The organism is Tetzosporium hominis (assembly GCF_002265435.1).
Taxonomy (GTDB): domain Bacteria; phylum Bacillota; class Bacilli; order Bacillales_A; family Planococcaceae; genus Chryseomicrobium; species Chryseomicrobium hominis.
Genome location: NZ_NOKQ01000201.1, coordinates 1 through 26758, shown reverse-complemented (window position 1 = coordinate 26758; position 26758 = coordinate 1). Strand labels below are relative to the sequence as shown.

Here is a 26758-nt window from a genome sequence, read left to right as displayed (position 1 = left end):
TATAATACCATCATTTTGATACATTCAAAACCTGGAGGAAAGTCACTATGAAAATCATCCTATTTGGAGATAGTTTAACAGCTCGGCATGAAGGCTTGAAGGAGCCGATGATCAACGCAAAGTTACAACCGCATTTCCCACAAGATGAGCTTATTAACAAGGGAGTCAGTGGCAATACGACAAACGATGCCATGAAGCGGTTTTCTAAAGATATTTTGGCGCAGCATCCGGATTTAGTCGTTATCCAGTTTGGATCTAATGATTCTTCTGCTCATAAGCACGTAGCTCGAGAAATGTACAAAGCAAACCTTGAGCAGATGGTACAAGCCATCGGGCCAGAACGATGCATTTTGGTAACGCCGCCACCAGTTGACGAAACGAAGCAGACGCAGCGCTCCAATCAAGTGCTAGAAGCTTACGGAGATGCTGTGAAAGAGGTCGTCGCAGAGTACAAAACAGGGTTTGCAGATCTCTATGCGGCCTTTATGAAGCATCCGAACCTTGCTGTGGCCCTTAAGGGAAAAGAAGATGATGGCCTTCATTACGGAGAAGCGGGATATGCAGTGGTAGCCGAAACTCTAGTACCTGTCATTCAACAAAAGAAAGAGACGCTATCTCCTCGTAAAATCAGTTTCTTTGACCGCGTGAAGAGCTGGTTTGCGTAGGTGGCAACTTCTTGCGCTTCATATTATAATGAAGGGCAGTGAACAGAACGGAGAATGACAATGCATCAATTTATTTGGACAACTTTAGAAGATACAACATCTCATGCTCAGGCTCTTGCCTTACGAATGCAAGGCGGCGAAGTGATCACGCTTGAAGGGGATCTAGGGGCAGGGAAGACGACATGGACAAAGTTTTTTGCGGCTGGCCTTGGAGTAGAAGGCAATGTAAACAGTCCTACCTTTACAATTGTGAAGGAATACGAAGGGCGTCTGCCGTTTTATCATATGGATGTCTACCGTCTAGCAGACAGTGAAGAAGATTTAGGATGGGATGACTATTTTGACGAGCAGGCCGTGTCTGTTGTAGAATGGGCGCAGTTTATTGACTACGCTTTACCTGACGACCGCATCGAAATGACAATCCGATTGTCAGATAACGGTGAGAGAATTTGTACGATGACGACAACATCAGAGCGATATCAACAGGTACTTGAGGAGATGGCACATGATTTGGCTAGGGATTGATACATCAAACACACCACTCAGCGTGGCACTCGTTGAAGAGGGACGCGTGTTGATTGAACATACGGATAGTTTTCCGACGACGCATTCTGTGGCAGCGATGCCGGCTATTGAGCGCATCATGAAAGAGGCCGGGATTACACCCGACCAACTGGATGCCATTGCAGTAGCAAAAGGACCGGGTTCTTACACGGGTATTCGAATTGGAATGACACTTGCTAAGACACTCGCTTGGTCACTAGAAATTCCTGTTTACCCGGTTTCAAGTCTCGCAGTGCTTGCGGCACCGGGAAAATGGTTCTCAGGGGTCACGGTTAGTATCATGGATGCGAGACGTCAGCATGTCTTTGCTGGTGTGTACCAGGACCAGCAGCCACTGGTAGAGAGACATCTTGCTTTTGATGAGTTACTTACCTTCTTACATGAACAGGAGCAGCCAGTATTATGGTGCGGACAAGATGTCCATAAGTTCACAGAAGCCATTGCGGCATCTGGACTTACCTCTTACTTAGCTGGTGTGGCTGAACAACTACCGCGTGCTTCAGAGCTAGTCGCACTTGCTCAGCATAGTGAACCGACACCAGAGATTCATACGCTCACTCCCGATTATTTGCGTCTGACAGAAGCCGAAGTGAACTGGATGAAAGCAAATGAATAACACGATCTCTTTTCGAAAGATGACACTTGAAGACGTGGATGGTGTATGGGAACTAGAAAAAGAAGCCTTCCCAACCCCTTGGACACGCGAAGCCTTCGTCAATGAAATGCTTGCAAACAAGTTTGCGTATTACATCGTCGGAGAGCTTGAACCAGGAAACATCGTAGCATTTTGCGGGATGTGGCTCGTCACGGATGAATGCCATATTACCAATGTGGCAGTGACCACTCAGTGCAGAGGAAAAGGGTACGGCGAGCTTTTAATGAGAGAAGCTATTCGTGTCACAAAAGAGTACGGTGGACGCATCATGACACTCGAAGTTCGTGTGACGAATGATGTCGCTCAAAACCTGTACCGCAAATTAGGATTCCGAGACGGTGGAATCCGGAAAAATTACTATACGGATACGCATGAAGATGCGCTCGTAATGTGGGTGGAATTTTAATGACATATATATTAGGAATTGAGACGAGTTGTGATGAGACAGCGGCAGCTATCGTCAAAGATGGGACGACGATCGTTTCCAATATAGTTGCGTCACAAATTGATAGTCACAAACGTTTTGGCGGAGTCGTACCTGAAGTGGCCTCTCGTCATCACGTAGAACAAATCACACTCGTGATTGAACAAGCGCTTGAAGAAGCTGGCCTGACCCCGAAGCAGCTGGATGCAGTTGCCGTAACGGAAGGCCCTGGTCTAGTAGGAGCACTTCTTATTGGGATTCAAGCGGCAAAAGCATTCGCATTTGCGCATCAGCTTCCTTTGATTGGTGTTCATCATATAGCAGGGCATATTTATGCGAACGCACTTGAAAATCCGATGGAGTTTCCTATGCTATCTCTAGTTATCTCAGGTGGTCATACGGAATTGATCGTCATGCAGCAAGATGGCCACTTTGAAAAGATAGGCGAGACGCGAGATGACGCAGCTGGAGAAGCATACGATAAAGTGGCGCGCGTGCTATCATTACCTTATCCAGGAGGACCTCATATTGACCGATTAGCAGAGCAAAGTGATGGTGCTGTCGAGTTTCCTCGCGTGTGGTTAGAAGATGGGTCGTATGATTTTAGCTTCAGCGGCTTGAAGTCTGCGGTCATTAACTACCAACACAATCTTCAACAAAAAGGACAAGAGATCAATCCTTCACATGTAGCAGCTGGGTTTCAACAAAGTGTTGTAGAAGTGGTCGTTGAGAAGACGCGTCGTGCAGCAGAAGAATACGGCGTGAAACAGGTCATTGCAGCAGGAGGGGTTGCAGCCAATAAAGGCTTGCGAACTACTCTTGAAGTGACGTTTGAGAAACAAGGAATCCCGTTCTATGTTCCAAGTTTACCGCTTTGCACAGACAATGCAGCGATGATCGCGGCAGCAGGCTACTCAAAATTTATTGCGGGAGAACGTAGTGATTATGCTATGAATGGACGTCCGGGCATGCCACTAGTGAGTTGGACAAGACTGTAGAGATACTCTACGGTCTTTTTTATTACAAAAATTACAGAGAATTATCAAATGTGACGAGATTCGTCAAGAGGGAACATCTGTACTTATGCACAATCTGTTAGTAACTTGTGGGTAACTATGGATAACACAATATGTTGTGGTGGATTATTCTTCTTTTGTGTGAATAACTACCAATTAGACTTGTGGATAATGTGTATAAGTCTGTTGACAGTTTATATAAAGCCATTTTGACTGTGTATGAATCTGTGGAAGAGAAATTTTTAAAATTTCCTCTTGACCAACATATAGGGGATTCTGTCGAAAAAGAAAAGAACCAGCACGAATGCTGGCTCTTCCTATAATGCTTCTAATTCTTCCTGCAACTCTAACCATTCGATAGACAATTCATCATGTTGGTCAGTGAGGGTTTCTAGTTCCGAGTTAAAGGCACTCACTTGCTCATGATCTCCAAAGACTTCCGGTTTGCACAATTCTTCTTCGATACTCTTTTTCTGAGTCTCAAGTTGGTGCATCGATTCTTCAATTTCTGTAATCCTGCGCGTGATTTGACGTTCACGCTTTTTTGCATTTTTGTCGATTTGAGTGGTCGAAGCAACGGGTTCAGATCTTCGCGTAGCTTGGTTCTCAACAGCAGCTAGTTGCTTGAGTTCGAGTTCTTCTTGTTTCTTTTCTAAATAGTAATCGTAATCTCCTAAATAAAGTTCACTACCGGTTGGTGACAACTCAACCACTTTCGTGGCAATTCGGTTAATAAAGTACCGGTCGTGCGAGACGAACAATAAAGTTCCTGGGAAATCAATTAGCGCATTCTCGAGGACTTCTTTGCTATCGAGGTCCAAATGGTTGGTTGGTTCATCAAGTACGAGCGTATTAGCTTTTAAAAGCATTAGTTTAGCAAGGGCCAGTCGGGCCTTCTCTCCACCGGATAGGGAAGATACTGGCTTTAACACATCGTCACCTGAGAACAGGAAGCGTCCGAGTGCTGTACGTACATCTCGCTCGTTCATTAGTGGCCATTCATCCCAAAGTTCTTGGAGAACCGTCTTTGTAGATTTTAAATCGGCTTGGTCTTGATCGTAGTATCCGAATTGTACATTTGTTCCGTACAGGATTTCTCCATCTAAAAGAGGCGATTTTTTCATCACCGTTTTGAGTAACGTGGATTTGCCGATTCCGTTTGGTCCAATCAAGGCGATTCGATCTTTCTTATATACAGGGAATGAAATTCCTTTAGAGACCATCTTCTGATCATAGCCAATAGCAACTTGATCAAGACGTAACACATCATTTCCGCTTTCGCGTTCAATCGAAAAGCCGAATGCTGCCGATTTTTCGTCTCCTGAAGGAGAGTCCATCCAATCGGTTTTTTCAAGCACTTTTCTCCGTGATTGTGCCATTTTCGTTGTAGATGCACGAGCGAGGTTCCGGCTTATGAAATCTTCTAGTTTCGCTTTTTCTTCTTGTTCCCGCTCAAACTGCTTGACGTCTCGTTCGTAATCGAGCGCTTTTTGATCGAGATACGCCGAATAGTTCCCTACATAACGGGTGATTTTGCGACGAGAAATCTCGTAGACGAGTGTCGTGACTTGGTCTAAGAAGTAACGGTCATGGGAAACGATGACGATAGCGCCAGGATAGCCTTTCAAATAATTTTCAAGGAATGCTAGGGTCTCGATATCCAAGTGGTTGGTCGGCTCATCAAGGAGCAGCAAGTCCGGCTGGATTAACAACTGCTTAGCTAGAGCAAGACGTGTTCGCTGACCACCAGACAACGACTGGACCGGTTTGTCATAGTCTTCCGGATAAAACTGCAAGCCGTGCAGCACTGACCGCGTATCACTTTCATAGCGGAAGCCGCCTGCATCTTTGAAGTCGAGCTGCAGCTGATCGTAATCTTGTGTCACTTTTTCATAGGCAACGGCATCTTCGTAAACCGCAGGATCAGCCATCCGGTGTTCAAGCTCTCGGAGTCGACGTTCTTGTTGCTTCAGTGGTTCGAAGACCGTCATCATCTCATCCCAAATAGATAAGGGACTATCAAGGCCAGAGTGCTGTTCTAAGTAGCCAAACGTTTTGTTTTTTGGAATCACGATGTTTCCGGAGTCGTAGCTCATCTCCCCAGCAATGATCTTAAGCAGTGTAGATTTACCTGCTCCATTGCGACCAACCAGTGCTACACGTTCACGTTCTTTCACTTCTAATTTACAATTGATCAAAACCTCTTCACCAGCGAAGGATTTTGTGACATTTTGGACTTGTAATACAATCATGGATTCCACCTCAATTCTCTCTATTTAGTTTACTGGATAGTGCTTTGATGAGCAATGCGCCCGCTTTACAGAACAGCGGGGGAGGTGTAAGATAAAGCTGATTTACAGGAGGCGAATGGCGTGACAGTGGATAAATCCAAAATCCCGCAGGCGACGACAAAGCGCTTGCCTTTATACTATCGATTTTTACAGAACTTCCATAAAGCAGGACAGACCCGTATTTCGTCTCAAGAGTTGAGCGATGCGATGAACATTGATTCGGCGACTATTCGTCGAGACTTTTCTCATTTCGGTGCGTTAGGTAAGAAAGGGTACGGCTACGATGTGGAGCACTTGCTTCAGTTCTTCAGACAGACACTCGATCAAGATGAAGCGACGAATGTGGCTTTGATCGGAGTAGGGAACTTGGGAACTGCTTTCCTGAATTACAATTTTCAAAAGAACCACAACACGAAAATTGTGGTGGCATTTGATACACATGCATCAGCTGAAGGGGAAGAGAAGTCAGGAATACCTGTGTTTCATCCTGATCTACTCGAAGAAAAAATCGCAGAGTACGGCGTAGAGCTTTGCATCTTAACCGTGCCAAGTCGGACAGCACAAGAGACAGCAACTCGTTTAGAAGCAACCGGTATCAAGGGTATCTTGAATTTTACTCCGGTTCGTCTAAGTGTCAGCCCAGAAATTCGCGTCCAGACTATTGATCTGTCCGTAGAGTTACAAACGCTTATCTATTTGATTCGAAATCATAGTTGACGTAAAACTGTCACATCTAGACTTGGTGTAGAAATAGCAAATTGGTAGCAAATGATGTAAGATGAAGGCATACTACTTAAGGAGGTGCCCGCAATGACTGCAGGTCCAATCAGCTTAATTGTTATTGGTATTGTTGCACTTCTTTTGTTCGGGCCGAAAAAATTGCCTGAGCTAGGACGAGCTATGGGTTCTACGCTTCGTGAATTTAAAACGGCTACAAAAGGCTTAGCAGATGACGACGATGATGACGTGAAAAAAGTAGATCCACCGAAATCTGACGTTAAGTAAGTTAGGATGTTCATTCATGAATAACAATGAATTTACAGTGGTGGAACATTTAAATGAGCTCCGAAAACGGCTATTTGTTATGGTTCTCTTCTTAACAGTGGCTGTGATTGGTAGCTTTTTTTTAGCCAAACCACTGATCAATTACCTTCAAAATGCGGAAACCGCTGAAAATATTACATTGAATGCGCTACAAGTGATGGACCCATTTCTGATTTATCTAAAAGTGGTCCTGTTTTTAGCGTTCACCTTTACATCGCCTGTAATCTTTTATCAACTTTGGGCATTTGTAAGTCCAGGACTGCATGAACCAGAACGCCGTGCAACGCTGAGCTACATTCCGTTTGCCTTCCTATTGTTTTTAGGTGGCGTGGCGTTTTCGTACTTTTTATTGTTCCCCTACTTGATGTCTTTCATGACAGGACTGGCTGGAGAACTGGGGATTACGCAGATCATCAGTATCAACGATTACTTTAACTTTATTTTTCAAATCACTCTTCCGTTCGGTGTGATTTTCCAACTTCCAATCGTCTTATTGTTTTTAACACGACTGGGACTAGTAAATCCACAAATGCTGGTAAAGGCTCGAAAAATGGCATATTTTGTCCTATTCATCATTGCGGCCTTCATTACACCACCGGACATTGTTTCGCATCTATTTACATCGGTTCCATTGTTCTTACTTTACGAGATCAGTATTGCGATTTCACGATTCGGGTACCGCAAGTATTTAGCTGCTGAAGCGAAACGGAAGCTTGAAGAACAACAGCGCATGCAACAGGCATAAAGAAAGCCATCCTTCATCGAGGATGGCTTTTTTTCGTTAGTTAAAGAATGTGATGAACACTTGCCCGTACCGTTCTGCAAACTTCTGTAGGTCTTCTGCGAAGAACTGGACGAGTACCACGAATCCGTTAAGTAGCATATGGGCTAGTATAGATGCGGCAATTCGCTTGGTCTTATAGTAGATAAACGCGAATATAAATCCAGATACTGAATACAGTAAGATGTGGCTCAGTTCAAAGTGGATGATTCCAAACATCACGGAACTAATCAAGGCCGCGATAAAGAAGTTGGTCTTTGGAAGCAGCATGCCGAATAAGATACGACGGAACAAAATCTCTTCTAAGATAGGAGCGAAGATGGCGATAGCAAACACTACGACAGGAACCGATTTAGCAATTTTAATAAAGAGTGCCGTGTTCTCAGAACCTGGCTCAATACCGATCAACTGTTCAATTCCAGCGGCTAGTGCTTGACCAAAGAGCACCATGAAGAATCCGACGATTCCCCATCCGATAACGCCTGCTGTATTAGAAGGCTTAGGGCCAAGTGGCTTTAAAAATGTCTTATCTTTTCGGATGAAATAGAAAAAGATGACGACGGCTGCAAGCATACTCGAGAAAATCCACCAGCCGATGGCTTGCATTTCTGGGTCCGCGTAACCCAACCGTTCAAATAAGAAAACGAGTGGGATAGGTCCAACTGCACCAGACAGTTGCATTAACACATACGTGATCAATATAGAGAAGGCAATTTTTTGATGAGACATAGGTAGGTAAATTCCTTTCTGAGCTTTCAAAATCAAAGATGCTTTCTATATTGTACCGCACGAAAAAAATTTAGCCAAAAATTCATCTTCCTGCTTGCAATCAATTAGGTGTTTTATTATCATAAGAATTGTATTAGCACTCAATGTGAGAGAGTGCTAATAAAATACTAACCATTTATCAGGGAGGTCGTTTCAATTGTTAAAACCACTAGGTGATCGTATCGTAATCGAAGTTGTCGAAGCAGAAGAAAAAACAGCTTCTGGCATCGTGCTTCCAGACTCAGCAAAGGAAAAGCCACAAGAAGGAAAAGTACTTGCGGTCGGTAATGGTCGCGTCCTTGATAACGGCACACGTGCTGAATTAGATGTGCAAGTTGGGGACCGTGTTCTGTACTCTAAATATGCGGGAACAGATGTGAAGTATGACGGCAAAGAACTACTGATTGTTCGTGAGTCTGATATTTTAGCGGTAATCCAATAATAAGGAGGAACATCAATTATGGCAAAAGAAATTAAATTCAGCGAAGATGCACGTAGCGCAATGCTTCGTGGCGTAGATAAATTAGCAGATGCAGTAAAAGTAACGCTTGGACCTAAAGGACGTAATGTAGTACTTGAAAAGAAATTCGGTTCACCACTAATCACAAACGATGGTGTGACAATCGCAAAAGACATTGAGCTTGAAGATGCATTTGAAAACATGGGAGCAAAGCTTGTAGCAGAAGTGGCTTCTAAAACAAATGACATCGCTGGTGACGGTACAACAACAGCAACGGTTCTAGCTCAAGCAATGATTCGTGAAGGTTTGAAAAATGTTACAGCTGGAGCTAACCCAGTAGGTATCCGTAAAGGAATCGACAAAGCGGTAGCAGCAGCTATTACAGAACTTAAAACGATTTCTAAAGAAATCGAAGGCAAAGACTCGATTGCACAAGTAGCATCCATCTCTTCTGGCGACAACGAAGTCGGCGAATTGATTGCAGAAGCTATGCAGCGCGTTGGTAACGACGGCGTCATCACAATCGAAGAATCAAAAGGATTCACGACTGAACTAGACGTAGTAGAAGGTATGCAGTTTGACCGCGGCTACGCATCTCCATACATGGTGACGGATTCTGACAAGATGGAAGCAGTTCTTGAAAATCCGTACATCTTGGTGACAGACAAGAAGATTGCAAGCATTCAAGAAATCTTGCCAGTGCTAGAGCAAGTGGTACAACAATCAAAACCACTTCTATTGATTTCTGAAGACGTAGAAGGCGAAGCATTAGCAACTCTAGTAGTAAACAAATTACGCGGAACATTCAACGCAGTAGCAGTTAAAGCTCCTGGTTTTGGTGACCGTCGTAAAGCAATGCTTGAAGATATCGCAACATTAACAGGTGCTGAAGTGATCACAGAAGACCTAGGTCTTGATCTGAAATCAGCTAACATCACACAACTTGGTCGCGCAGCGAAAGTCGTTGTTACAAAAGAAAACACGACAATCGTTGAAGGGGCTGGAGACTCAGACCGCATCGCAGGTCGCGTGAACCAGATCCGTGCTCAATTAGAAGAAACAACTTCTGAGTTCGACAAAGAAAAACTACAAGAACGCTTAGCAAAACTTGCTGGCGGTGTTGCAGTAATCAAAGTCGGAGCAGCAACAGAAACAGAATTAAAAGAGCGCAAGCTTCGCATTGAAGATGCTTTAAACGCAACTCGTGCAGCTGTTGAAGAAGGTATCGTATCTGGTGGTGGTACGGCTTTAGTGAACGTCTATAACAAAGTAGCTGAGACTGTGGAAACAGTTGAAGGTGACGTAGCAACTGGAGTGCGCATCGTCTTACGTGCTCTTGAAGAGCCAGTACGTCAGATCGCAACGAACGCAGGCCTTGAAGGTTCTATCGTGGTGGACCGCTTGAAGCGCGAAGAAATCGGCATTGGTTTCAACGCAGCAACAGGCGAGTGGGTCAACATGATGGACGCAGGTATCGTCGATCCAACGAAAGTAACTCGTTCTGCACTACAAAACGCAGCATCTGTAGCTTCTCTGTTCTTAACAACAGAAGCGGTTGTTGCAGACATCCCAGAGCCAGCTGGCGGTATGCCAGATATGGGCGGCATGGGTGGAATGGGCGGCATGATGTAAGCATCCGCTCCACCTAAAAGAGGATTCACACGGAAATCGTGTGAATCCTCTTTTTTGTTATAGCGCTTTATGCTGGAAAGGACACTTGCCTAAAATCGGTTCGCTGTCGTCTCCGATGAAGAACTGTTTCCATTCGTTGTGAGTAGGATCTCCAAAGTGGCTGATGTCTGGGTGCTTCGGAAGGTTGTCCCACGCCTCTACGCGCTCGCGCACTTTTTCACGAGACATGATGCCGCCTTTTTCAGTTCCTTCGAGTCCTTGGAAAATGAGACGTGGCTGGAATCCGATAACCATCGCATTACCTAGGTCACGTGTCTTGCGCTGCTTGTAAGCTGGAGTATTACCGAAAGCAAAGACCGGTTGCCCTGCATAACGGAAGTCCCATAAATAATGGTCTGGATCTTTTGGAGCTTCTGCTGGCCACTCGACATCATCGACTTCGTGAAGGTACTGCAGGATGTCCCAAAATTGATGGCGGTAAGTTTCTAATGGTTGTTCCACTTCAAATGGCTCTACGAATAAAAAGAGACCGTGCCGCTTGTGAGCTGGATCATCGAATAGAGCCAAAAAGTCTTTAAGAGCACTTGCTGCGTTCGACCAATCTTTCTGTTCAATGTACGCGTAGCGTAGTTCGCCTCTCAGATGGCCAGTACGTCCAAAATAACACGGGAATGTTTTGTCAGTTACCGTGTTCTCAAACGTTTGATATTCTTTCTTGAACCATGCAGGTAAATCTGTACGTGTTTCAACATCTTCTTTAGTCAGTAAGGTTTGTTTAGCAGCAATCATTTTAGTAACAGTCCCTTCATTCTCTTTTGTACTCTATTTCCCCTAGTTTTCATAAGAAGAAACCATAAAACTTCCAAAAGAAGTTTAGTGCTTGAAAAAGAGGAAATAGTACTCATATAAAAGAAGCGAAAAGGTGGCGACAAGATGGGTCTTGAACAGCAAGAGATTCAATGGAATGGATGCACGACCGAATATGATACGCTCAGTCAAGTCATTGTGTGTGAACCGACCTATATGAAAATCGAAGAAGTCATCAATACCGTTCAAAAACGCTATGCAGAAGACAATATAGACGTCACGAAAGCATTGAAACAACATAAAGCATTTACGGATACATTGAAACAACAAGGTATCGAAGTGATTTCTCTACCGGCTAAATCGGAATTCCCGGAACAAGTCTTCACTCGAGACATCGGATTCACGATTGGGACAAGAGTATTTATTTCTGAGATGGCCAGTCCAATTCGACAAGGGGAAGAGAAAGTGTTGCGGGAATGGGTCGGCACGAAAGGCATTCCCTTTCAAAAGATGACAGCAGGATCTATTGAAGGTGGAGATGTGGTCATTGATGGGAATCGGGTATTTGTGGGTGTCAGTCACCGGACGAATCACGAAGCGATTACTTTCTTAGAGAAGCAGCTGCCCGGCTACGAAGTAATTCGAGTTCCATTTGATGCGTCTTGCCTCCATTTAGATTGCGTGTTCACTATCGTTTCTCCGACCCATGCGCTTATCTATCCGGATGCACTCTCTCAAGAAGCTCGCAACATTCTAAAGAAACATTACACATTGATGACTGTGGAGAAAGAAGAACAATTCGCTATGGGGACGAATGTCTTAGCAATCGGAGACGGTAAGATCATCAGTCTTCCTCAAAATAAGTTAGTCAATAACAAGCTCCGTTCAAACGGATTTGACGTGATTGAAATCGATTTTAGTGAAATCATCAAGTCTGGTGGATCCTTCCGGTGCTGTACGATGCCACTGACGAGAACACCTGAATAACGTGAATACATGACTCGCCTAGCGAGTCCTTTTTTTGTGGTAAACTGAATGCGGACTAAGAGGAGGGCACAGCATGAAATTCATCTCATGGAACGTCAATGGCATCCGCGCCTGTGTCAAAAAAGGCTGGCTGGACTATTTCCACGCACAGGATGCAGACTTCTTTTGTATACAAGAAACGAAAATGCAACAAGGGCAGCTCGACTTAGATCTGCCAGGTTATTATCAGTTCTGGAATGACGCTGAGAAGAAGGGCTATTCCGGAACAGCCATCTTTACGAAACATGAGCCACTTTCGGTTCACTATGGACTGGGTGAAGATCTAGACGAGGCAGAAGGTCGCATCATCACGCTCGAGTATCCGAACTTTTATGTCGTCAACACCTACATACCTAATGCGAAGCGAGACCTATCGAGACTTCCGTACCGATTAGAGTGGGAAGACCGGATGTATTCGTATCTGACACTACTGAACTTAACGAAACCCGTCATCTATACAGGAGATTTGAACGTCGCTCATCAAGAAATCGATATTCGCAATGCGAAATCGAATATCGGGAATTCTGGCTTTACATTTGAAGAGCGAGAAAAGATGTCGCGTCTTTTAGAGAACGGGTTTGTCGATACATTCCGCTACTTGCACCCGTCGGCTGAAGGTCACTATACATGGTGGAGCTACATGGCCAAAGTACGAGAGCGCAACATTGGTTGGCGCATAGATTACTTCATCGTATCGGAGAAACTGGCCCCCGCGATTCAAGCGGCTGGCATGCACCCAGAGACGATGGGGAGCGACCACTGTCCGATTTTTTTGGAATTAGACAAAGAATTTTTAAGGTAAATAGCGTACAATATAGAAAAACGCAGGAGGTCCGTTATTGTGAATCCATTAGCAGAGCAACTGAACCAAGACATACAACAAGAAAGCCCTTATGTATATGAGATGCTTTCTAAGCTCGGACAAAACTTGTTTTATCCAAAAGGGATTTTGAGCCAATCCGCAGAAGCATCTGAAAAAGCACATAAATTTAATGCCACGATTGGTATTGCTACAGAAAATGGCCAACCGATGCATTTCAAACATATTCAAGACAAGATCGACTACGCTCCAAAAGACGTCTACCCGTATGCACCACCTCAAGGGAAACCGGCACTTCGTGATGCATGGCTTGAGAAGTTGTATCAAGACAACCCATCCATGGTAGGCAAGTCTATCGGAAAACCGGTTGTCACGAACGCTTTGACGCACGGATTAAGCATCGTAGCAGATCTATTCATGGACGAGGGCGATGCACTCGTAGTACCGAATCATTACTGGGGTAATTACAACACAGTATTTGGTGTCCGACGTGGCGGCAAAATCGTTACCTTCCCATTGTTTGCAGACAACACGCGCTTTGATACGGCAGGTCTTCGTCAAGCTTTGTCGGAACAGACTGGGAAAGCAATTGTGTTATTGAACTTTCCGAACAACCCAACAGGCTACACACCTCGTGAAGATGAAGCGAACGAAATCGTCGAGGTGTTAAAAGGAGCAGCAGAAGCAGGCTTAAATCTGATCGTCGTATTAGATGACGCATACTTTGGTCTGTTCTATGAGGATTCGATCACAGAGTCTCTATTTGGACGCCTAGCAGGAATACATGATCGCATCCTTCCTGTAAAAGTAGACGGTGCTACAAAAGAGAACTACGTGTGGGGACTTCGCGTGGGCTTCATCACATATGCAGCGGGAGCAAAGACTCTCCATGCACTAGAACAAAAAACTAAAGGCATCATCCGAGGAACCATATCAAGCGGTGCGCACATTTCTCAGACGATGATCTTAGAATCTCTGACTTCTCCTGAATTCGCAGTGGAGAAACAAGAGAAGTTTGACATCATGAAAGGTCGCGCAGTGAAAACGAAAGAACTGCTGGCAAACGAGAAGTACAACAAACACTGGGAATACTACCCGTTCAACTCAGGGTACTTCATGTGCTTAAAGCTTCACACGTTGGATGCTGAAAAGCTACGTCTTCACCTACTGGATACTTACGGAGTCGGTGTTATCTCAAATAATCAGACGGACATTCGTGTAGCATTTAGCTGCGTAGAAGAAGAGGATCTTGAAGAGTTGTTTGAACTAATCTATCAAGGTTGCGAAGATTTATCATAATTAAAAAAGAGACGACGGCGTGTTACTCACGACCGGTCGTCTCTTTTTTTAATTTGCGGGTTATGTAGCTACGGAAGTTCTCGTGGGAAATCTTCTCAAGCTGAATAGATGTCAGTTCATCGGATAAGCGTGTCATCAAGTTCTGAAACTGTGCTGCATGTTCAAGTCCTGTTACTTTAAATTCAATTCCGTCAAAGTCTGAACCGAACGCCACAATGTCTTCACCACCTAGAGCGAGTATGTGGTGAAGGTGACGAATCATGTCATCGACTGTTGCGTCTTCTCGACCTGTAAGAAATGGCGGATAGAATACAAGATGAAGTGGAATCTTTCTCTCAATCAGTGCGTTAATTTGTTTGTCCGTTAAGTTCCTTGGATGATCACACAAGGCTCGTGCATTAGCATGACTAACAATAGGGTATTTAGCGAGCTCAAGAACTTCCCAAAACCCGGCTTCTGCTAGATGCGCTACATCTGTCAAGATGCCACGATGATTCAAAACTTCGATGATGTCTCGTCCAGCAGTTGGTGCAACTTGTCGAGGTCATTGCCGATACAGTCGACTCCTTCAAGCGTTAAAAAAGCTCCGATGTGTTCCTCGTCCATCGCTTCAAGATTTTCCCACTTTCGAATCCAAACGACCTGAGGGTGAGAAAGTACATGCTTGTGAAAAAGCTCGATCTGCCCCAAAATTTTTAGAAAGGCTTCGTTACTTGAAAGATGAGGTTCAATAAACAGCGCAAAAGCCTGTATTTGAACTCTACCTTCCAAAAGACGTTCGATGGATGTGTCGAGCATTGGGTTCGTTCGATGCTGCAATTTATAAAGGTGATCGCAGTGCAAATCGATAATCATAAGAAAGACTCTCCTTTCAGAGGCATGAGTTCCACTTTACTCTTCAAACTCCGAAACCTCAATGGCAGCTGTCACGACCCCTGCCACTTCACCAGATGATGAGTGCAAGGGCTCAGCAAAAAACCAATACGTCATATGGCCGGTCGAGAGAGGAAACTGAATTTGTCTGCGAATCGGTCTATTTTTCTCTAGTACTTCCTGTTTTAGTTGTATGAATTGTCTAATTCCATCGTTTTGATCCAACTCGTCTTCATTGTGGCAACCAGCCACATCTCTAGTTCAAATAGTACGCTAAAATTAAAAATATGACTACTTGAATGTATAAGGGGAGGAACCGATTGAAACACTCGCTAGATTTGACTGCAGAAGAATTGCTGGCTGAATTGACTTCAGCCAAGAGGCAACAACTTGATTCATCCTTCATCAAACTTTTGCGCCAACAAATCTACGACAGAAATAAAGATATTCTTAAAGCGAGACCCGTCTTCTCATTCAGAGTAAAGACGGGCCTCTTTTTGTTTTATCGGATTTTTTTGTCACATTTTCGGGTAAAGAGGTATACTAAGAACTAATTATGTAAGGAAGAAGGCGACGAGATGAATCATCCATTTGCAGATGACAGTTTAACATTACATACCGATCTCTACCAGATCAACATGGCTGAGGCGTATTGGGCGGACAACATGCACGAGCGGAAAGCCGTGTTTGAATTGTTCTTCCGAAAGCTTCCGTTTGGAAACGGGTATGCAATCTTTGCTGGTTTAGAACGGATTCTCGATTATATTCAAAACTTTAAATTTAGTGAATCCGATTTAGCGTATCTTGCGGAACAAGGATACCAAGACGATTTTCTGAGTTACTTAAAAGACTTACGCTTTACCGGCAACATCTATGCAATGAAAGAAGGAGAACTCGCTTTCCCGCAAGCACCATTGATTCGAGTGGAAGCGCCTCTTATTCAAGCGCAATTGATTGAGACGGCTCTACTAAATATCGTGAACTTTCAGACGTTGATTGCAACAAAATCTTCTCGCATCAAACAAGTCGTGAAAGATGAGATCGTCATGGAGTTTGGTTCACGAAGAGCTCATGAAATGGACGCAGCTATCTGGGGGGCTCGTGCAGCATACATCGGCGGGGCAGAAGCAACCAGTAACGTTCGCACTGGAAAGCTTTTTGGAATTCCGATTTCAGGAACACATGCCCATTCCATGGTTCAAGCCTATAAATCCGAATACGAAGCATTTCATGCGTACGCAAAACGACACAAAAAATGTGTGTTTTTGGTCGATACGTACGACACTTTAAATATCGGGGTCCCAACTGCTATTCAAGTGGCGAAAGAACTCGGAGATAAGATTGACTTCGTGGGAATTCGATTGGATAGCGGAGATATCGCGTTCTTATCAAAAGAGTCTCGTAGAATGCTTGATGAAGCAGGATTCCCAAATGCAAAAGTCGTCGTTTCAAATGATTTAGATGAGTACACAATCCTCAACTTGAAAGCGCAAGGCGCAAAAGTGGATATGTGGGGAATTGGTACAAAACTCATTACAGCTTACGACCAACCAGCATTAGGAGCGGTCTATAAACTTGTATCTATTGAAAACGATAATGGAGTGATGGAAGACACCATCAAGATCTCTTCGACGACTGAAAAAGTCACGACACCAGGTGAGAAGCGAATTTACCGAATCATCGACCGTGAGAACGGAAAAGCAGAAGGGGATTACATCACGCTGAAAGATGAAGATCCAACTACTGAAGATCGACTCAAGATGTTCCATCCCGTTCACACGTTTGTATCTAAATTTGTCACGAACTTTGACGCGATCGATTTGCAGCATCATGTAGTTAAAGATGGTGAAGTGATTTATGACAATCCGTCTTTGCAGGACATGCAGGCCTATGCGAAGCAGAACCTGACTTTGTTGTGGGACGAGTACAAACGCTCGTTGAATCCAGAAGAGTATCCGGTTGACCTGAGTCAGAAATGCTGGGACAACAAGATGCGTAACATTCAAGAAGTGAAAGAAATGGTAGATGCACATAAAGCGGCAGGAGGGAAAGTTTAATGACATTGCAACAAGAAATCATTAAAGAACTCGGTGTAAAACCAACGATTGATGTTCAGCAAGAGATTCGACTGACTATCGACTTCATGAAAGAGTATCTGCAAAAACATACTTTCCTCAAGTCCATGGTACTAGGGATTTCTGGAGGACAAGATTCAACTCTACTAGGCAAGCTTGCTCAGATGGCTGTCAATGAATTGAATGAGGAAACAGAGGGCGGTTATGAATTTATCGCAGTCAGTCTTCCTTATGGCGTACAGTTTGATGAGCACGATCGTCAAGATGCCTTAGACTTCATTGGAGCTAGCAGAGAGATTACAATCAATATTAAAGAAGCTGTCGATGCGAGTGATAAAGCGCTACTTGAAGCGGGTATTGACCTCAGTGATTTCGCAAAAGGAAACGAGAAGGCTCGAGAACGGATGAAAGCCCAGTATTCAATTGCCGCTATGTATAATGGAGTCGTCCTTGGAACAGACCATGCAGCTGAAGCAGTAACCGGCTTTTACACGAAGTTCGGAGATGGTGGTGCGGACTTAGTTCCGTTGTTCCGCCTGAATAAACGACAAGGCCGTGCGATGTTAAAAGAGCTCGGAGCTCCAGAACATCTTTATATGAAGATTCCAACGGCTGATCTTGAAGAAGAACGTCCAGCCATTCCGGACGAAGTGGCTCTTGGTGTCACGTATGACCATATCGATGATTATCTTGAGGGAAAACAAATTGATTCAGAAGCACAACAAAAAATTGAAGGGTACTTTATGCGCTCGCGTCATAAACGTACTACACCTGTCACGGTGTTTGATACATGGTGGAAGCAATAACCCAAAAAGAGGCTGCATTTGCAGTCTCTTTATTTGTTTTCTGATAGGTCTTTCGGTATGCTTAGAGGGAACTGACATAATTTTCGAAAAACGACTGCACACATAGAGGAGACATGCACAATGGAAGCGAAAATGAAGATCGATCATGTGCTAGAGAATATTAGTAAAGTCATTATTGGTAAACGAGAAGTAGCTGAATTGTCTGTAGCGGCACTACTAGCGGGAGGCCATATCCTCCTAGAAGACGTTCCAGGCGTTGGGAAGACCATGCTTGTAAGAGCCCTTGCAAAATCAACCGGCGCAAACTTTCGTAGGATCCAGTTCACACCGGACCTTCTGCCTTCAGACGTCGTAGGCGTTTCGATTTACAACCCAAAAGAAATGGAATTTGAATTCCGTCCTGGCCCGATCATGGGCAATATCGTCCTCGCCGATGAAATCAATCGGACGTCCCCGAAAACTCAATCCGCTCTGCTAGAAGGAATGGAAGAGTCCTCTGTGACGGTAGATGGAGAGACTCTATCGATTCCAAAACCTTTCTTTGTAATGGCTACTCAAAATCCAATAGAACATGAAGGGACTTACCCGCTACCGGAAGCCCAACTTGACCGCTTTATTATGAAGCTAAAGATGGGGTATCCAACGCCGTCTGAAGAAATTCAAGTGTTGAATAGCTTGGAACACTCGGTTCCAATTGAAGACCTGGATACTGTCATCACGTTAGAGGAACTCATCACGATTCAAAAAGAAGTGCGTACTGTGCATGTCTCTGAAGTCTTAAAAGGCTACATCGTAGAACTGGCTACTCGAACACGCCACGATCCATACGTCTATTTAGGCGCAAGTCCACGGGCATCCATTGCGTTGATGCGAGCGGCTCAAGCCTATGCCCTCATGAAAGGACGAGACTACGCAACTCCTGATGACGTTCAGTACTTAGCACCGTTCGTTTTCGCGCATCGTATTATCTTGAAGCCTGAAGCGCGCTATGAAGGGATGGCCACGCAAACGATATTGAAAGACATCATCAAGCGGACACCGGTTCCAGTGGAACGGAATGTCGTGACATGAAGCATCATGCAGGTTTGATTGGACTTCTTGGACTGGCGTTCACTATTTTCGCGTACGCCATGTTTCAAGGTGGATTTGTGAGTTGGTTTTTACTTTACGCGACGCTTCCTTTTCTAGCGTTCGCCTTTATCATTTATTTCTATCCCGTGCGTAAGATGACTGCTATACGAACTTTTACGGAAGGTGAACTGACACGTGGACAGAAGCTCGACGTGGAAATTCATATTAAGCGCTCGGACTGGTGGCCGCTCTACTATATGAAGGTTACTGACCAACCACCGTTTCCGGAAGAAACTCCAAAAAGTCGTGTAGTCTTCATCGGATTCCGCCGAGACGTCGTGCTGAACTATTCAATAGATAAGCTGCCTCGAGGTGCTTATGAATTCAATGCGCTCGAACTAGAGCTCGTGGATCTGCTGGGCTGGTTGCGAAAACAGTGGACCATCTCCACGCCGCAGCAAGTCGTCGTCTATCCTCGAATTACAGAGCTTTCGTATACACCGATTGCCTCGAACTACGACCAAGGAGCAGCACGTGCTCGTTATCAAATGCACAAAGAAAATGCGGTGGCCACTGGTGTCCGGGAATACCAACCGGGAGACCGAGTCTCTTGGATTCACTGGAAGTCGTTTGCGAAAAGCCAAACGCTCCGTACAAAAGATTTTGAAGACAGACAAGCACAAGATACCCTTGTGTATTTAGACTTGACCGAGTCAAAGAGTTTTGACGATGCAGTAGACTTCACCATTTCAGTTGTCCAAGCGATGGCTTCCTCAGATACAACGGGAGCTTTTATCTTACCTGGAACGCGTGGCATGTTCTTGCCCGCAATCACGCATCAAGGCCATGTCGAACGAGTGAAACGAGAGCTCGCTACAGTGGAGCCACTTGAAGAGAAATGGATGAAGCGGCTAGTTGCAGAAGATAAACGGTTAGGTACGTTCAAAGGCATCATCTGTATTACGGCTGAACTTGATAAGGGTCGGGTGGAAGCCATGACCCATGTGACACCACAATTACGAGAAGGCCTATACTTCGTAGTGAAGACAGAAGCATCTCCGAAGTTAACGGCTGCTGAACTCCCTGTCATCGATTATGCACAGGCGAGAGGCTGGTCAGTCGTCGTGCTACCTCCTTCACAGTTCACCGAAGCGTTCCTGGAGGTGTTGAAACGATGAGACAACGGACACTTCTCGTAGAAGGTTTGACGTTTTTAGCAGCATTACTGTTACTGATGGAATGGCTCGGTCCTATTGCTGAACTAACGAATATCGGCTACATCCGAGTGTTTTACATTTTCGTGGCTATTAGCTTCCTATTGCTATTTTTTAAGACCCCTTGGTGGCTCAGTGGGCCCGTAAAGATTGTCTATATCTACTGGTTTATTGTATCGATTTATACAGAGTATCCATTAGTGAGTATGGATGGGGTGCGCTATTTCATTTCCGAAATGGTCTATAACGTGCGTCAGTTGATGACTCTCGACTTGACGCAAATGACCGACCCGTTCCGGACAATCTTATTCTTTATCTTATTATGGATGACGGTTTATTTGATTGGATACTGGATTCGAATGCGAGCCACACTCTTTATCTTTTTTGTCTTAACAGTGGTGATTATTGGAATTCTCGATACATTCACGGCTTACGATGGTTCTACTGCGATTGTCCGAGTGTTTATCATCGGCTTAGGCGTTAGTGCGTTACTCTTTGTATTCAAGTTCCATGATAACCAGAAGCAGTTGCGATACAGGGGTTTGGTTTTTACAGCGCTCCTTCTTCTGTTCTCTGTAAGCTTTGCAATCTTTCTTCCAAAAGCAGGTCCCATTTGGCCGGACCCTGTTCCGTATTTCTATTCTTCTAATCCGGAGTCCGGAGTCGGTTCCGGAGGGGGCAGTGCCATCAACAAAGTGGGATATGACGAAGATGATACTCAGCTAGGCGGATCTTTCGTCAGTGATGACACAGAAGTCTTCCAGGTCAGGACAACTTCTCGTAATTATTACCGGGTAGAAACGAAGGACACCTATACTTCAAAAGGGTGGATTCAATCCGAACCGCAAATCGTCTATGATTATTTCCAACAAGGACAAGAATTTTCACTGGGCTTCCCTGAAAGCGATACTCCTGAAGGGGAACAATTGGAGTTCACGATGCAGTCGGAATTTCCATTCTTGTTCCACACTTATGGAACTGAATCTGTTGAGAGTACAGAATCGTTTGGTTTACGTTTCAATGAAAGTACCAATCGGTTAGACGCCGTCGATCAGGACGGAACTGTGGAGCCGCCAGAGTACACAGTGAACTTTGCAGAACCAAGTTATTTGCTCAGTGAATTGCGTTCGACTCAAATTGCGGATCTCGCGACATTAGAACCGGAATTAGATCGGTACCTGCAACTTCCTGAAACGTTGCCACAACGGGTTCGAGATCTCGCGATGGAAATCACTGCAGATCAAGAAAGTGTCTACGATCAGGCAAAAGCGGTAGAACAGTACTTCCGTACGAATGGGTTCGTTTACAGTCAAAACAATGTAGCGGTGCCAGAAGGGGAAACCGATTATGTCGATCAGTTCCTGTTTGACACCAAAGTCGGTTATTGTGACAATTTCTCCACTTCGATGGTGGTCCTTCTAAGGTCTGCTGGGATTCCGGCACGATGGGTGAAAGGCTTTGCTCCTGGTGAAGTCATTGAAACGGAAAACGGCGAGCAAGTCTTCCAAGTAACCAACAACAATGCCCACTCATGGGTGGAGGCGTACTTACCAGGAATCGGTTGGATGAACTTCGAACCGACCATTGGCTTCACAAACACGCCTGATATTGAATTTGACATTGAGCTCGCTCCAGATGATGCACTTGCTGCAGAACAACAAGAAATCGAAGAGCAAGAGCAGCAGGAAGAAGAAGTTCAACAGCAAGCTACTAGCACGGAATCGAACTTCTCACTGAAACCAGTATGGGATTGGTTTGCACAGATGAAATGGTGGTTTGTTGCTGCTGGGGTGGTACTTGCAGTTCTAGCTGGCTTACTGTACAAGTTCCGTCTGAAATGGTTGCCAAAACTCTGGCTCAGTCAGTACCGCAAACAAGAGATGACGACAGAGCGCTTTGAACAGATGTACCGTCGGTTACTTAAGATGCTGGCGTTGTACGGTTTACCAAAAGAACCAGGCTACACACTTTCGCGCTACGCAAACCAGATTGACAATTACTTTGGTGGCGACCATATGCGCAAGTTGACCGGGGAATACGAACGTTCTCTCTATGGAAAAGGAAGCGCCGAAAGCCCAGAGCACTTGCGGGAAAGTTGGGAATATTTAATCAATCGGCTAAGCGGTTGATTTTGACTTACGAAGGCTGTACACTAGGTACAATTCAATAACTACACAGGCCTCGTATATGTCCATTAATCTGGTATGGATGTCTCTACCAAGTCACCGTAAATGACTTGACTATGAGGACGGATATCGCCATGCACTCTTGCACTGGCTTTATTCGTCCTTTTAGTTTTCATTTATAGGTGGATTTCGTAGACCACACCAGACGCATAGATCAGGGCATCTATGCGTTTTTTTCATGACAAAGCCTGTGATACTAATCAATGAGGTGGACAACACATGACAGCTGCTCCTTTATTACAGGAACAAGAAAAAATCGTCGTACTCGATTTTGGTAGCCAATACAATCAATTGATCACACGTCGTATTCGTGAATTCGGTGTATACAGCGAGTTACACCCACACACAGTTACGGCAGAAGACATAAAAAAAATGAATGCAGTCGGAATCATTTTCTCTGGCGGCCCGAACTCCGTTTATGACGTGAACGCATTCCACATTGATCCTGCGATTTATGAATTGGATATTCCGATTCTTGGAATCTGTTACGGTATGCAATTGATGGCTCATTATTACGGTGGGAAAGTGGAGCGTGCGCTTCAACGTGAATATGGTAAGGCAGACATCAATGTGCAGCACCCAACACGCCTGTTTGAAGATCTTCCTGACAACCAAGTCGTTTGGATGAGTCACGGAGATCACGTTACCGTAGCACCACCTGGCTTCCAAGTGACGGCGACAAGCCCTTCTTGTGAAGTGGCAGCGATGGCTAACGTCGAAAAGAACTTGTACGCAGTTCAGTTCCACCCAGAAGTTCGTCACTCGATCTATGGTAATCAACTGATTGAGAACTTCGTATTCAAAGTGTGTGGCGCTAAAGGCGATTGGTCTATGGAAAACTTCATCGAGTTTGAAATCGAGAAGATTCGCCAACAAGTAGGAGACAAGAAGGTCCTTTGCGCACTTTCAGGTGGAGTCGATTCATCTGTAGTTGCCGTTTTGATCCACAAAGCAATAGGTGATCAGTTGACATGTATGTTCGTCGACCACAACTTGCTTCGTAAAAATGAAGCGGATGAAGTTATGAAGATCTTTGCTGATGGTTTCAACATGAATGTCATTAAAATCGATGCACGCGAGCGCTTTATGTCGAAACTTGCGGGTGTAGCAGATCCTGAAAAGAAACGTAAAATTATCGGTAATGAATTCATCTACGTATTCGATGATGAAGCAGCGAAGCTTCCAGACATGGACTTCCTAGCACAAGGAACGTTATATACAGATATCATCGAAAGTGGAACGGCTACGGCTCAGACAATCAAGTCTCACCACAATGTTGGAGGCCTTCCTGAGGGCATGAAGTTCCAGTTGATTGAGCCATTGAACACATTATTCAAAGACGAAGTTCGCGCATTAGGTAGCGAGTTAGGACTTCCGGAATCACTTGTTTGGCGTCAGCCTTTCCCAGGCCCGGGTCTTGCTATTCGTGTTCTAGGAGAAGTGACAGAAGAAAAGCTTGAAATCGTTCGTGAGTCAGATGCGATCCTTCGCGAAGAGATTGCGAAAGCAGGTCTTGATCGTGATATCTGGCAATACTTCACTGTGCTTCCTGATATCCGCAGCGTTGGAGTTATGGGAGATGCGCGTACGTATGACTATACTATTGGTATCCGGGCTGTAACATCTATTGACGGAATGACATCCGATTGGGCTCGTATCCCGTGGGATGTATTAGAGCGTATTTCTGTGCGCCTCGTCAACGAAGTTAACCACATCAACCGCGTCGTGTATGATGTGACTTCAAAACCACCAGCAACGATCGAGTGGGAATAACGAACTTTATCGTTATAAATATCATTAATGTTCGGAATTACTATTGACGTCTTCATGCGTCGATGTTATTCTAGGATTATAAATTGAATCATGTCGTCGTATATATTTGGGAATAAGGCCCGAACGTCTCTACCGGATCACCGTAAATGATCTGACTACGATGAGTAAAGCATACCGACTCTAGCTGTCGGTCTGTTTTGCTTATGTAGGAGAGTATACGAAATTCGTATGCTCTCCTTTTTTGTAGGTTGGACCTGTGTTGCGCGACAAACCAGGAGGAAATCATGAAAAAGTATTTTCGTTTTGAAGAGTTAGGCACGAACTACCGAAGAGAAATCATCGGAGGACTTACTACGTTTTTGGCGATGGCTTACATTTTAGTCGTCAATCCACTGACACTTTCACTTGAAACTGTTCCAGGACTACCGGATTCCATGTACATGAATAAAGGAGCAGTCTTCACAGCTACAGCCTTAGCAGCAGCAATCGGATCGCTCGTCATGGGTCTACTCGCCAGATATCCAATTGCCTTGGCGCCGGGTATGGGGCTGAATGCATTCTTTGCTTACACAGTTATTCTGACAATGGAAATTCCGTGGCAAGTTGCTTTGACAGGAGTACTATTCTCTGGAATCATCTTTATTCTCTTATCGTTATCAGGTATTCGAGAAGTTATCATCAATTCTATCCCGAGTGAACTGAAGTACGCAGTTGGAGCGGGAATTGGTTTGTTTATCACATTTATCGGTCTTCAAAATGCCAAGATCATCGTAAACAATGATGCAGTTTTACTTGGTGTAGGAAATTTAGCGGATCCAAACGTGTTGCTTACAATCTTTGGTCTAGTCATCACGATCATCATGATGGTCAAAGGCATCAAAGGGGGCATCTTCTATGGATTAGCGATTACGGCTATTGTAGGTATGGTGTTCTCATTAGTACCTATGCCTTCAGGAGTCCTTGGAGAAGTTCCAAGCTTGGCACCGACATTTGGAGTCGCATTCGATGCGATCTTCAATGACCCAGCATCGTTACTAACGGTTCAATTCTTAATCGTAGTCCTTACATTCTTGTTTGTAGACTTCTTTGATACGGCAGGTACATTGATCTCTGTTGCCAACCAAGCTGGGTTGATGAAAGATGAGAAATTGCCACGTGCAAGTAAAGCTCTTCTTGCAGATGCGATCGCAACGACTGCAGGTGCAGTAGTTGGTACATCTACAACGACTTCTTATGTAGAATCGACTGCTGGTGTAGCGGCTGGAGCACGTTCTGGTTTGGCTGCTGTTGTAACAGGTGTTTTATTCTTGTTGTCACTTTTCTTCTATCCGTTGCTCAGCGTGATCACAGCAAGTGTTACAGCTCCGGCACTGATCATCGTCGGTGTGTTAATGGTTAGTTCAATTGGTCGCATCGAATGGACTCGATTCGAAATTGCTGTTCCCGCGTTCTTCGTTATCTTAATGATGCCACTGACGTATTCAATAGCTACAGGAATTGCGATTGGTTTCATCTTCTATCCAATTACCATGATCGTTGCAGGACGAATGAAAGAGATTCATCCTATCATGTATGGCTTGTTCTTTGTCTTCTTAGCGTATTTCATCTTCTTATAGTAGAAACACAAAACTCCTACCTGAAAAGGTGGGAGTTTTTTAGAAAGATAAGAAAGTATAAAATCTTCATTTACAACAATCTTTCCTTCTAAAAGACTTTCTTCTATATCGAGATGATGGATTTTCTTTTAAAACAATAAACCACAGGTGGAGGAACCACATCTAGTGGTGGGACAAAGTCTGTCGAATGATGCTTTGTGAGAAGTTGTAGAAACGTCACTATCCCTAATTCGGCTATGCCTCTAAGTGATATGATTAAAGTTATTAGTACCTTCTATAGAACTGGGTGGAGGCGGGGCTGTGCTGGGGCAAGGCCCGATGGATCGAGCTCTGACTCGCAGTCTAGGACAGCAGGCAAGTGGACTTCCTAGTTAAAACGCAGTCTTACAGGAAAATCAAACTTCGACAAGGGGTAGAACGAGTATTCCTGGGATTCTCAAAACATCAAGAGGTGTGAGTGTAAACTAATTATCTTGATACGAAATTAGTGACTGTACTTTCAAAAAATACACTTGTATTTTTCAGAATACAATGTTATTATATTTCTACCGAATTTTAGTTGACGCAGCTAAAAGACAGGTGGTAAGATACAAAGGTCGCCAAAAGAGAATAAAACAAATTGTTGACAACATAGCAAACGATTTGGTAAGATATAAAAGTTGTCTCAAGACGACATATGAACATTGAAAACTGAACATGCAAGACGTCAAGATAGAGCGTCACTACCCCGACCCCCGTTGGGTGTGCGTGACGCAAACAGAACCAAGTCACTTCCTATAGACGGTCGTGACGGACGTTCAAAAATGGACATCATTATGATGCCAGCAACAACATGAGCTTATATTAAGTTCTCTTTTATGGAGAGTTTGATCCTGGCTCAGGACGAACGCTG

At 44.4% G+C, this 26758-nt stretch carries 24 protein-coding genes, 1 pseudogene and 2 riboswitches; of the genes and pseudogenes, 20 read left to right on the top strand and 5 right to left on the bottom strand.

Annotated features, from left to right (window positions below; genetic code table 11):
• Positions 1–47: 47 nt before the first annotated feature.
• The 5 genes from CF394_RS07410 to tsaD are packed head-to-tail and all read left to right on the top strand — an operon-like array spanning position 48 to position 3306.
• Positions 48–665, top strand: coding sequence for an SGNH/GDSL hydrolase family protein (locus CF394_RS07410; protein WP_094942668.1), 618 nt, complete (start codon positions 48–50; stop codon positions 663–665).
• Between the two features lie 60 nt (positions 666–725).
• Positions 726–1190, top strand: coding sequence for a tRNA (adenosine(37)-N6)-threonylcarbamoyltransferase complex ATPase subunit type 1 TsaE (tsaE, locus tag CF394_RS07405; RefSeq protein ID WP_341476733.1), 465 nt, complete (start codon positions 726–728; stop codon positions 1188–1190).
• On the top strand, positions 1171–1845 hold the full coding sequence (tsaB, locus tag CF394_RS07400; RefSeq protein WP_094942665.1) for a tRNA (adenosine(37)-N6)-threonylcarbamoyltransferase complex dimerization subunit type 1 TsaB: 675 nt from the start codon (positions 1171–1173) through the stop codon (positions 1843–1845). Before tsaE ends, tsaB begins: the two co-directional genes overlap by 20 nt.
• The gene (gene rimI / locus CF394_RS07395) at positions 1838–2290 is read left to right on the top strand and encodes a ribosomal protein S18-alanine N-acetyltransferase (RefSeq protein ID WP_094942664.1); all 453 of its coding nucleotides are present in this window, start codon (positions 1838–1840) and stop codon (positions 2288–2290) included. The genes tsaB and rimI overlap by 8 nt, the downstream gene beginning before the upstream one ends.
• Entirely contained in the window at positions 2290–3306 is a 1017-nt protein-coding gene (tsaD, locus tag CF394_RS07390; protein ID WP_094942662.1) for a tRNA (adenosine(37)-N6)-threonylcarbamoyltransferase complex transferase subunit TsaD, read from the top strand. The genes rimI and tsaD overlap by 1 nt, the downstream gene beginning before the upstream one ends.
• 335 nt (positions 3307–3641) lie before the next feature.
• On the opposite strand, the gene CF394_RS07385 is transcribed toward tsaD, so the two are convergent.
• Positions 3642–5576 carry an ABC-F family ATP-binding cassette domain-containing protein gene (locus tag CF394_RS07385; protein ID WP_094942661.1) on the bottom strand — a complete coding sequence of 645 codons (1935 nt, stop codon included), beginning with the start codon at positions 5574–5576 and terminating at the stop codon, positions 3642–3644.
• Between the two features lie 126 nt (positions 5577–5702).
• Here CF394_RS07385 and CF394_RS07380 point away from each other — a divergent pair, with 126 nt between their 5' ends.
• The 3 genes from CF394_RS07380 to tatC all read left to right on the top strand — a co-directional run bounded on the left by CF394_RS07380 (position 5703) and on the right by tatC (position 7404).
• Positions 5703–6332 (top strand): redox-sensing transcriptional repressor Rex, encoded by a 630-nt coding sequence (locus CF394_RS07380; protein ID WP_439332865.1) that lies wholly within the window; start codon positions 5703–5705, stop codon positions 6330–6332.
• A 93-nt stretch (positions 6333–6425) separates the two neighbouring features.
• Positions 6426–6620: a twin-arginine translocase TatA/TatE family subunit gene (locus tag CF394_RS07375; protein ID WP_094942658.1), complete on the top strand. Its 195-nt coding sequence runs from the start codon at positions 6426–6428 to the stop codon at positions 6618–6620.
• Between the two features lie 16 nt (positions 6621–6636).
• Complete coding sequence (gene tatC, locus CF394_RS07370) at positions 6637–7404, top strand: twin-arginine translocase subunit TatC (RefSeq protein WP_094942656.1); 768 nt, start codon at positions 6637–6639, stop codon at positions 7402–7404.
• A 36-nt stretch (positions 7405–7440) separates the two neighbouring features.
• On the opposite strand, the gene CF394_RS07365 is transcribed toward tatC, so the two are convergent.
• A complete protein-coding gene (locus CF394_RS07365) occupies positions 7441–8169 on the bottom strand; it encodes a CPBP family intramembrane glutamic endopeptidase (RefSeq protein ID WP_094942655.1) in 729 nt (242 codons plus the stop codon).
• 196 nt (positions 8170–8365) lie between these two features.
• Between CF394_RS07365 and groES the strand changes: the two genes are divergently transcribed.
• Together groES and groL are read left to right on the top strand one after the other, a co-directional pair.
• Positions 8366–8650 (top strand): co-chaperone GroES, encoded by a 285-nt coding sequence (gene groES / locus CF394_RS07360; protein ID WP_094942653.1) that lies wholly within the window; start codon positions 8366–8368, stop codon positions 8648–8650.
• A gap of 18 nt (positions 8651–8668) precedes the next feature.
• Complete coding sequence (groL, locus tag CF394_RS07355) at positions 8669–10300, top strand: chaperonin GroEL (protein WP_094942652.1); 1632 nt, start codon at positions 8669–8671, stop codon at positions 10298–10300.
• A 57-nt stretch (positions 10301–10357) separates the two neighbouring features.
• Here groL and CF394_RS07350 read toward each other — a convergent pair whose 3' ends face one another.
• Positions 10358–11089, bottom strand: a complete 732-nt coding sequence (locus tag CF394_RS07350) for a YqcI/YcgG family protein (protein ID WP_094942650.1) — start codon at positions 11087–11089, stop codon at positions 10358–10360.
• A 144-nt stretch (positions 11090–11233) separates the two neighbouring features.
• Here CF394_RS07350 and CF394_RS07345 point away from each other — a divergent pair, with 144 nt between their 5' ends.
• The 3 genes from CF394_RS07345 to CF394_RS07335 all read left to right on the top strand — a co-directional run bounded on the left by CF394_RS07345 (position 11234) and on the right by CF394_RS07335 (position 14252).
• Positions 11234–12094, top strand: coding sequence for a dimethylarginine dimethylaminohydrolase family protein (locus CF394_RS07345; RefSeq protein ID WP_094942649.1), 861 nt, complete (start codon positions 11234–11236; stop codon positions 12092–12094).
• A 73-nt stretch (positions 12095–12167) separates the two neighbouring features.
• Positions 12168–12935, top strand: coding sequence for an exodeoxyribonuclease III (locus CF394_RS07340; RefSeq protein WP_094942647.1), 768 nt, complete (start codon positions 12168–12170; stop codon positions 12933–12935).
• Positions 12936–12974: 39 nt separating this feature from the next.
• On the top strand, positions 12975–14252 hold the full coding sequence (locus CF394_RS07335; RefSeq protein ID WP_094942646.1) for an aminotransferase class I/II-fold pyridoxal phosphate-dependent enzyme: 1278 nt from the start codon (positions 12975–12977) through the stop codon (positions 14250–14252).
• Between the two features lie 22 nt (positions 14253–14274).
• Here CF394_RS07335 and CF394_RS16060 read toward each other — a convergent pair.
• Both CF394_RS16060 and CF394_RS15625 read right to left on the bottom strand, forming a co-directional pair.
• Positions 14275–15050 (bottom strand): annotated as a pseudogene (locus tag CF394_RS16060) (dipeptidase).
• A gap of 93 nt (positions 15051–15143) precedes the next feature.
• The gene (locus tag CF394_RS15625; RefSeq protein ID WP_133079810.1) at positions 15144–15350 is read right to left on the bottom strand and encodes a PAS domain-containing protein; all 207 of its coding nucleotides are present in this window, start codon (positions 15348–15350) and stop codon (positions 15144–15146) included.
• 353 nt (positions 15351–15703) lie between these two features.
• Between CF394_RS15625 and CF394_RS07315 the strand changes: the two genes are divergently transcribed.
• The 7 genes from CF394_RS07315 (at position 15704) to CF394_RS07285 (ending at position 25866) form a co-directional block, all read left to right on the top strand.
• Positions 15704–17182 (top strand): nicotinate phosphoribosyltransferase, encoded by a 1479-nt coding sequence (locus CF394_RS07315; RefSeq protein ID WP_094942640.1) that lies wholly within the window; start codon positions 15704–15706, stop codon positions 17180–17182.
• Entirely contained in the window at positions 17182–18006 is an 825-nt protein-coding gene (gene nadE / locus CF394_RS07310; protein WP_094942638.1) for an NAD(+) synthase, read from the top strand. The genes CF394_RS07315 and nadE overlap by 1 nt, the downstream gene beginning before the upstream one ends.
• A 120-nt stretch (positions 18007–18126) precedes the next feature.
• Positions 18127–19077, top strand: a complete 951-nt coding sequence (locus tag CF394_RS07305) for an AAA family ATPase (RefSeq protein ID WP_094942637.1) — start codon at positions 18127–18129, stop codon at positions 19075–19077.
• Positions 19074–20255, top strand: coding sequence for a DUF58 domain-containing protein (locus CF394_RS07300; protein ID WP_094942635.1), 1182 nt, complete (start codon positions 19074–19076; stop codon positions 20253–20255). Before CF394_RS07305 ends, CF394_RS07300 begins: the two co-directional genes overlap by 4 nt.
• Positions 20252–22420 carry a DUF4129 domain-containing transglutaminase family protein gene (locus CF394_RS07295; RefSeq protein WP_094942633.1) on the top strand — a complete coding sequence of 723 codons (2169 nt, stop codon included), beginning with the start codon at positions 20252–20254 and terminating at the stop codon, positions 22418–22420. The genes CF394_RS07300 and CF394_RS07295 overlap by 4 nt, the downstream gene beginning before the upstream one ends.
• Positions 22421–22452: 32 nt before the next feature.
• A riboswitch (purine riboswitch) is annotated at positions 22453–22554 on the top strand.
• Positions 22555–22696: 142 nt separating this feature from the next.
• Complete coding sequence (gene guaA, locus CF394_RS07290; protein WP_094942632.1) at positions 22697–24250, top strand: glutamine-hydrolyzing GMP synthase; 1554 nt, start codon at positions 22697–22699, stop codon at positions 24248–24250.
• Between the two features lie 76 nt (positions 24251–24326).
• Positions 24327–24428: riboswitch (purine riboswitch) on the top strand.
• Positions 24429–24534: 106 nt separating this feature from the next.
• Entirely contained in the window at positions 24535–25866 is a 1332-nt protein-coding gene (locus CF394_RS07285; protein WP_094942631.1) for an NCS2 family permease, read from the top strand.
• Positions 25867–26758 lie beyond the last annotated feature (892 nt).

Excerpts from the sequence above, each read along its gene's own strand:
- CF394_RS07365 (WP_094942655.1), bottom strand. The coding sequence starts at position 8,169 with ATGTCTCATCAAAAAATTGCCTTCTCTATATTGATCACGTATGTGTTA.
- CF394_RS07350 (WP_094942650.1), bottom strand. The coding sequence starts at position 11,089 with ATGATTGCTGCTAAACAAACCTTACTGACTAAAGAAGATGTTGAAACA.
- tsaB (WP_094942665.1), top strand. The coding sequence starts at position 1,171 with ATGATTTGGCTAGGGATTGATACATCAAACACACCACTCAGCGTGGCA.
- CF394_RS07340 (WP_094942647.1), top strand. The coding sequence starts at position 12,168 with ATGAAATTCATCTCATGGAACGTCAATGGCATCCGCGCCTGTGTCAAA.
- CF394_RS07285 (WP_094942631.1), top strand. The coding sequence starts at position 24,535 with ATGAAAAAGTATTTTCGTTTTGAAGAGTTAGGCACGAACTACCGAAGA.
- tsaE (WP_341476733.1), top strand. The coding sequence starts at position 726 with ATGCATCAATTTATTTGGACAACTTTAGAAGATACAACATCTCATGCT.
- CF394_RS07345 (WP_094942649.1), top strand. The coding sequence starts at position 11,234 with ATGGGTCTTGAACAGCAAGAGATTCAATGGAATGGATGCACGACCGAA.
- CF394_RS07375 (WP_094942658.1), top strand. The coding sequence starts at position 6,426 with ATGACTGCAGGTCCAATCAGCTTAATTGTTATTGGTATTGTTGCACTT.
- rimI (WP_094942664.1), top strand. The coding sequence starts at position 1,838 with ATGAATAACACGATCTCTTTTCGAAAGATGACACTTGAAGACGTGGAT.
- guaA (WP_094942632.1), top strand. The coding sequence starts at position 22,697 with ATGACAGCTGCTCCTTTATTACAGGAACAAGAAAAAATCGTCGTACTC.
- CF394_RS07385 (WP_094942661.1), bottom strand. The coding sequence starts at position 5,576 with ATGATTGTATTACAAGTCCAAAATGTCACAAAATCCTTCGCTGGTGAA.
- nadE (WP_094942638.1), top strand. The coding sequence starts at position 17,182 with ATGACATTGCAACAAGAAATCATTAAAGAACTCGGTGTAAAACCAACG.
- groL (WP_094942652.1), top strand. The coding sequence starts at position 8,669 with ATGGCAAAAGAAATTAAATTCAGCGAAGATGCACGTAGCGCAATGCTT.
- tsaD (WP_094942662.1), top strand. The coding sequence starts at position 2,290 with ATGACATATATATTAGGAATTGAGACGAGTTGTGATGAGACAGCGGCA.
- CF394_RS07305 (WP_094942637.1), top strand. The coding sequence starts at position 18,127 with ATGGAAGCGAAAATGAAGATCGATCATGTGCTAGAGAATATTAGTAAA.
- tatC (WP_094942656.1), top strand. The coding sequence starts at position 6,637 with ATGAATAACAATGAATTTACAGTGGTGGAACATTTAAATGAGCTCCGA.
- CF394_RS07410 (WP_094942668.1), top strand. The coding sequence starts at position 48 with ATGAAAATCATCCTATTTGGAGATAGTTTAACAGCTCGGCATGAAGGC.
- CF394_RS07300 (WP_094942635.1), top strand. The coding sequence starts at position 19,074 with ATGAAGCATCATGCAGGTTTGATTGGACTTCTTGGACTGGCGTTCACT.
- CF394_RS07295 (WP_094942633.1), top strand. The coding sequence starts at position 20,252 with ATGAGACAACGGACACTTCTCGTAGAAGGTTTGACGTTTTTAGCAGCA.
- CF394_RS07315 (WP_094942640.1), top strand. The coding sequence starts at position 15,704 with ATGAATCATCCATTTGCAGATGACAGTTTAACATTACATACCGATCTC.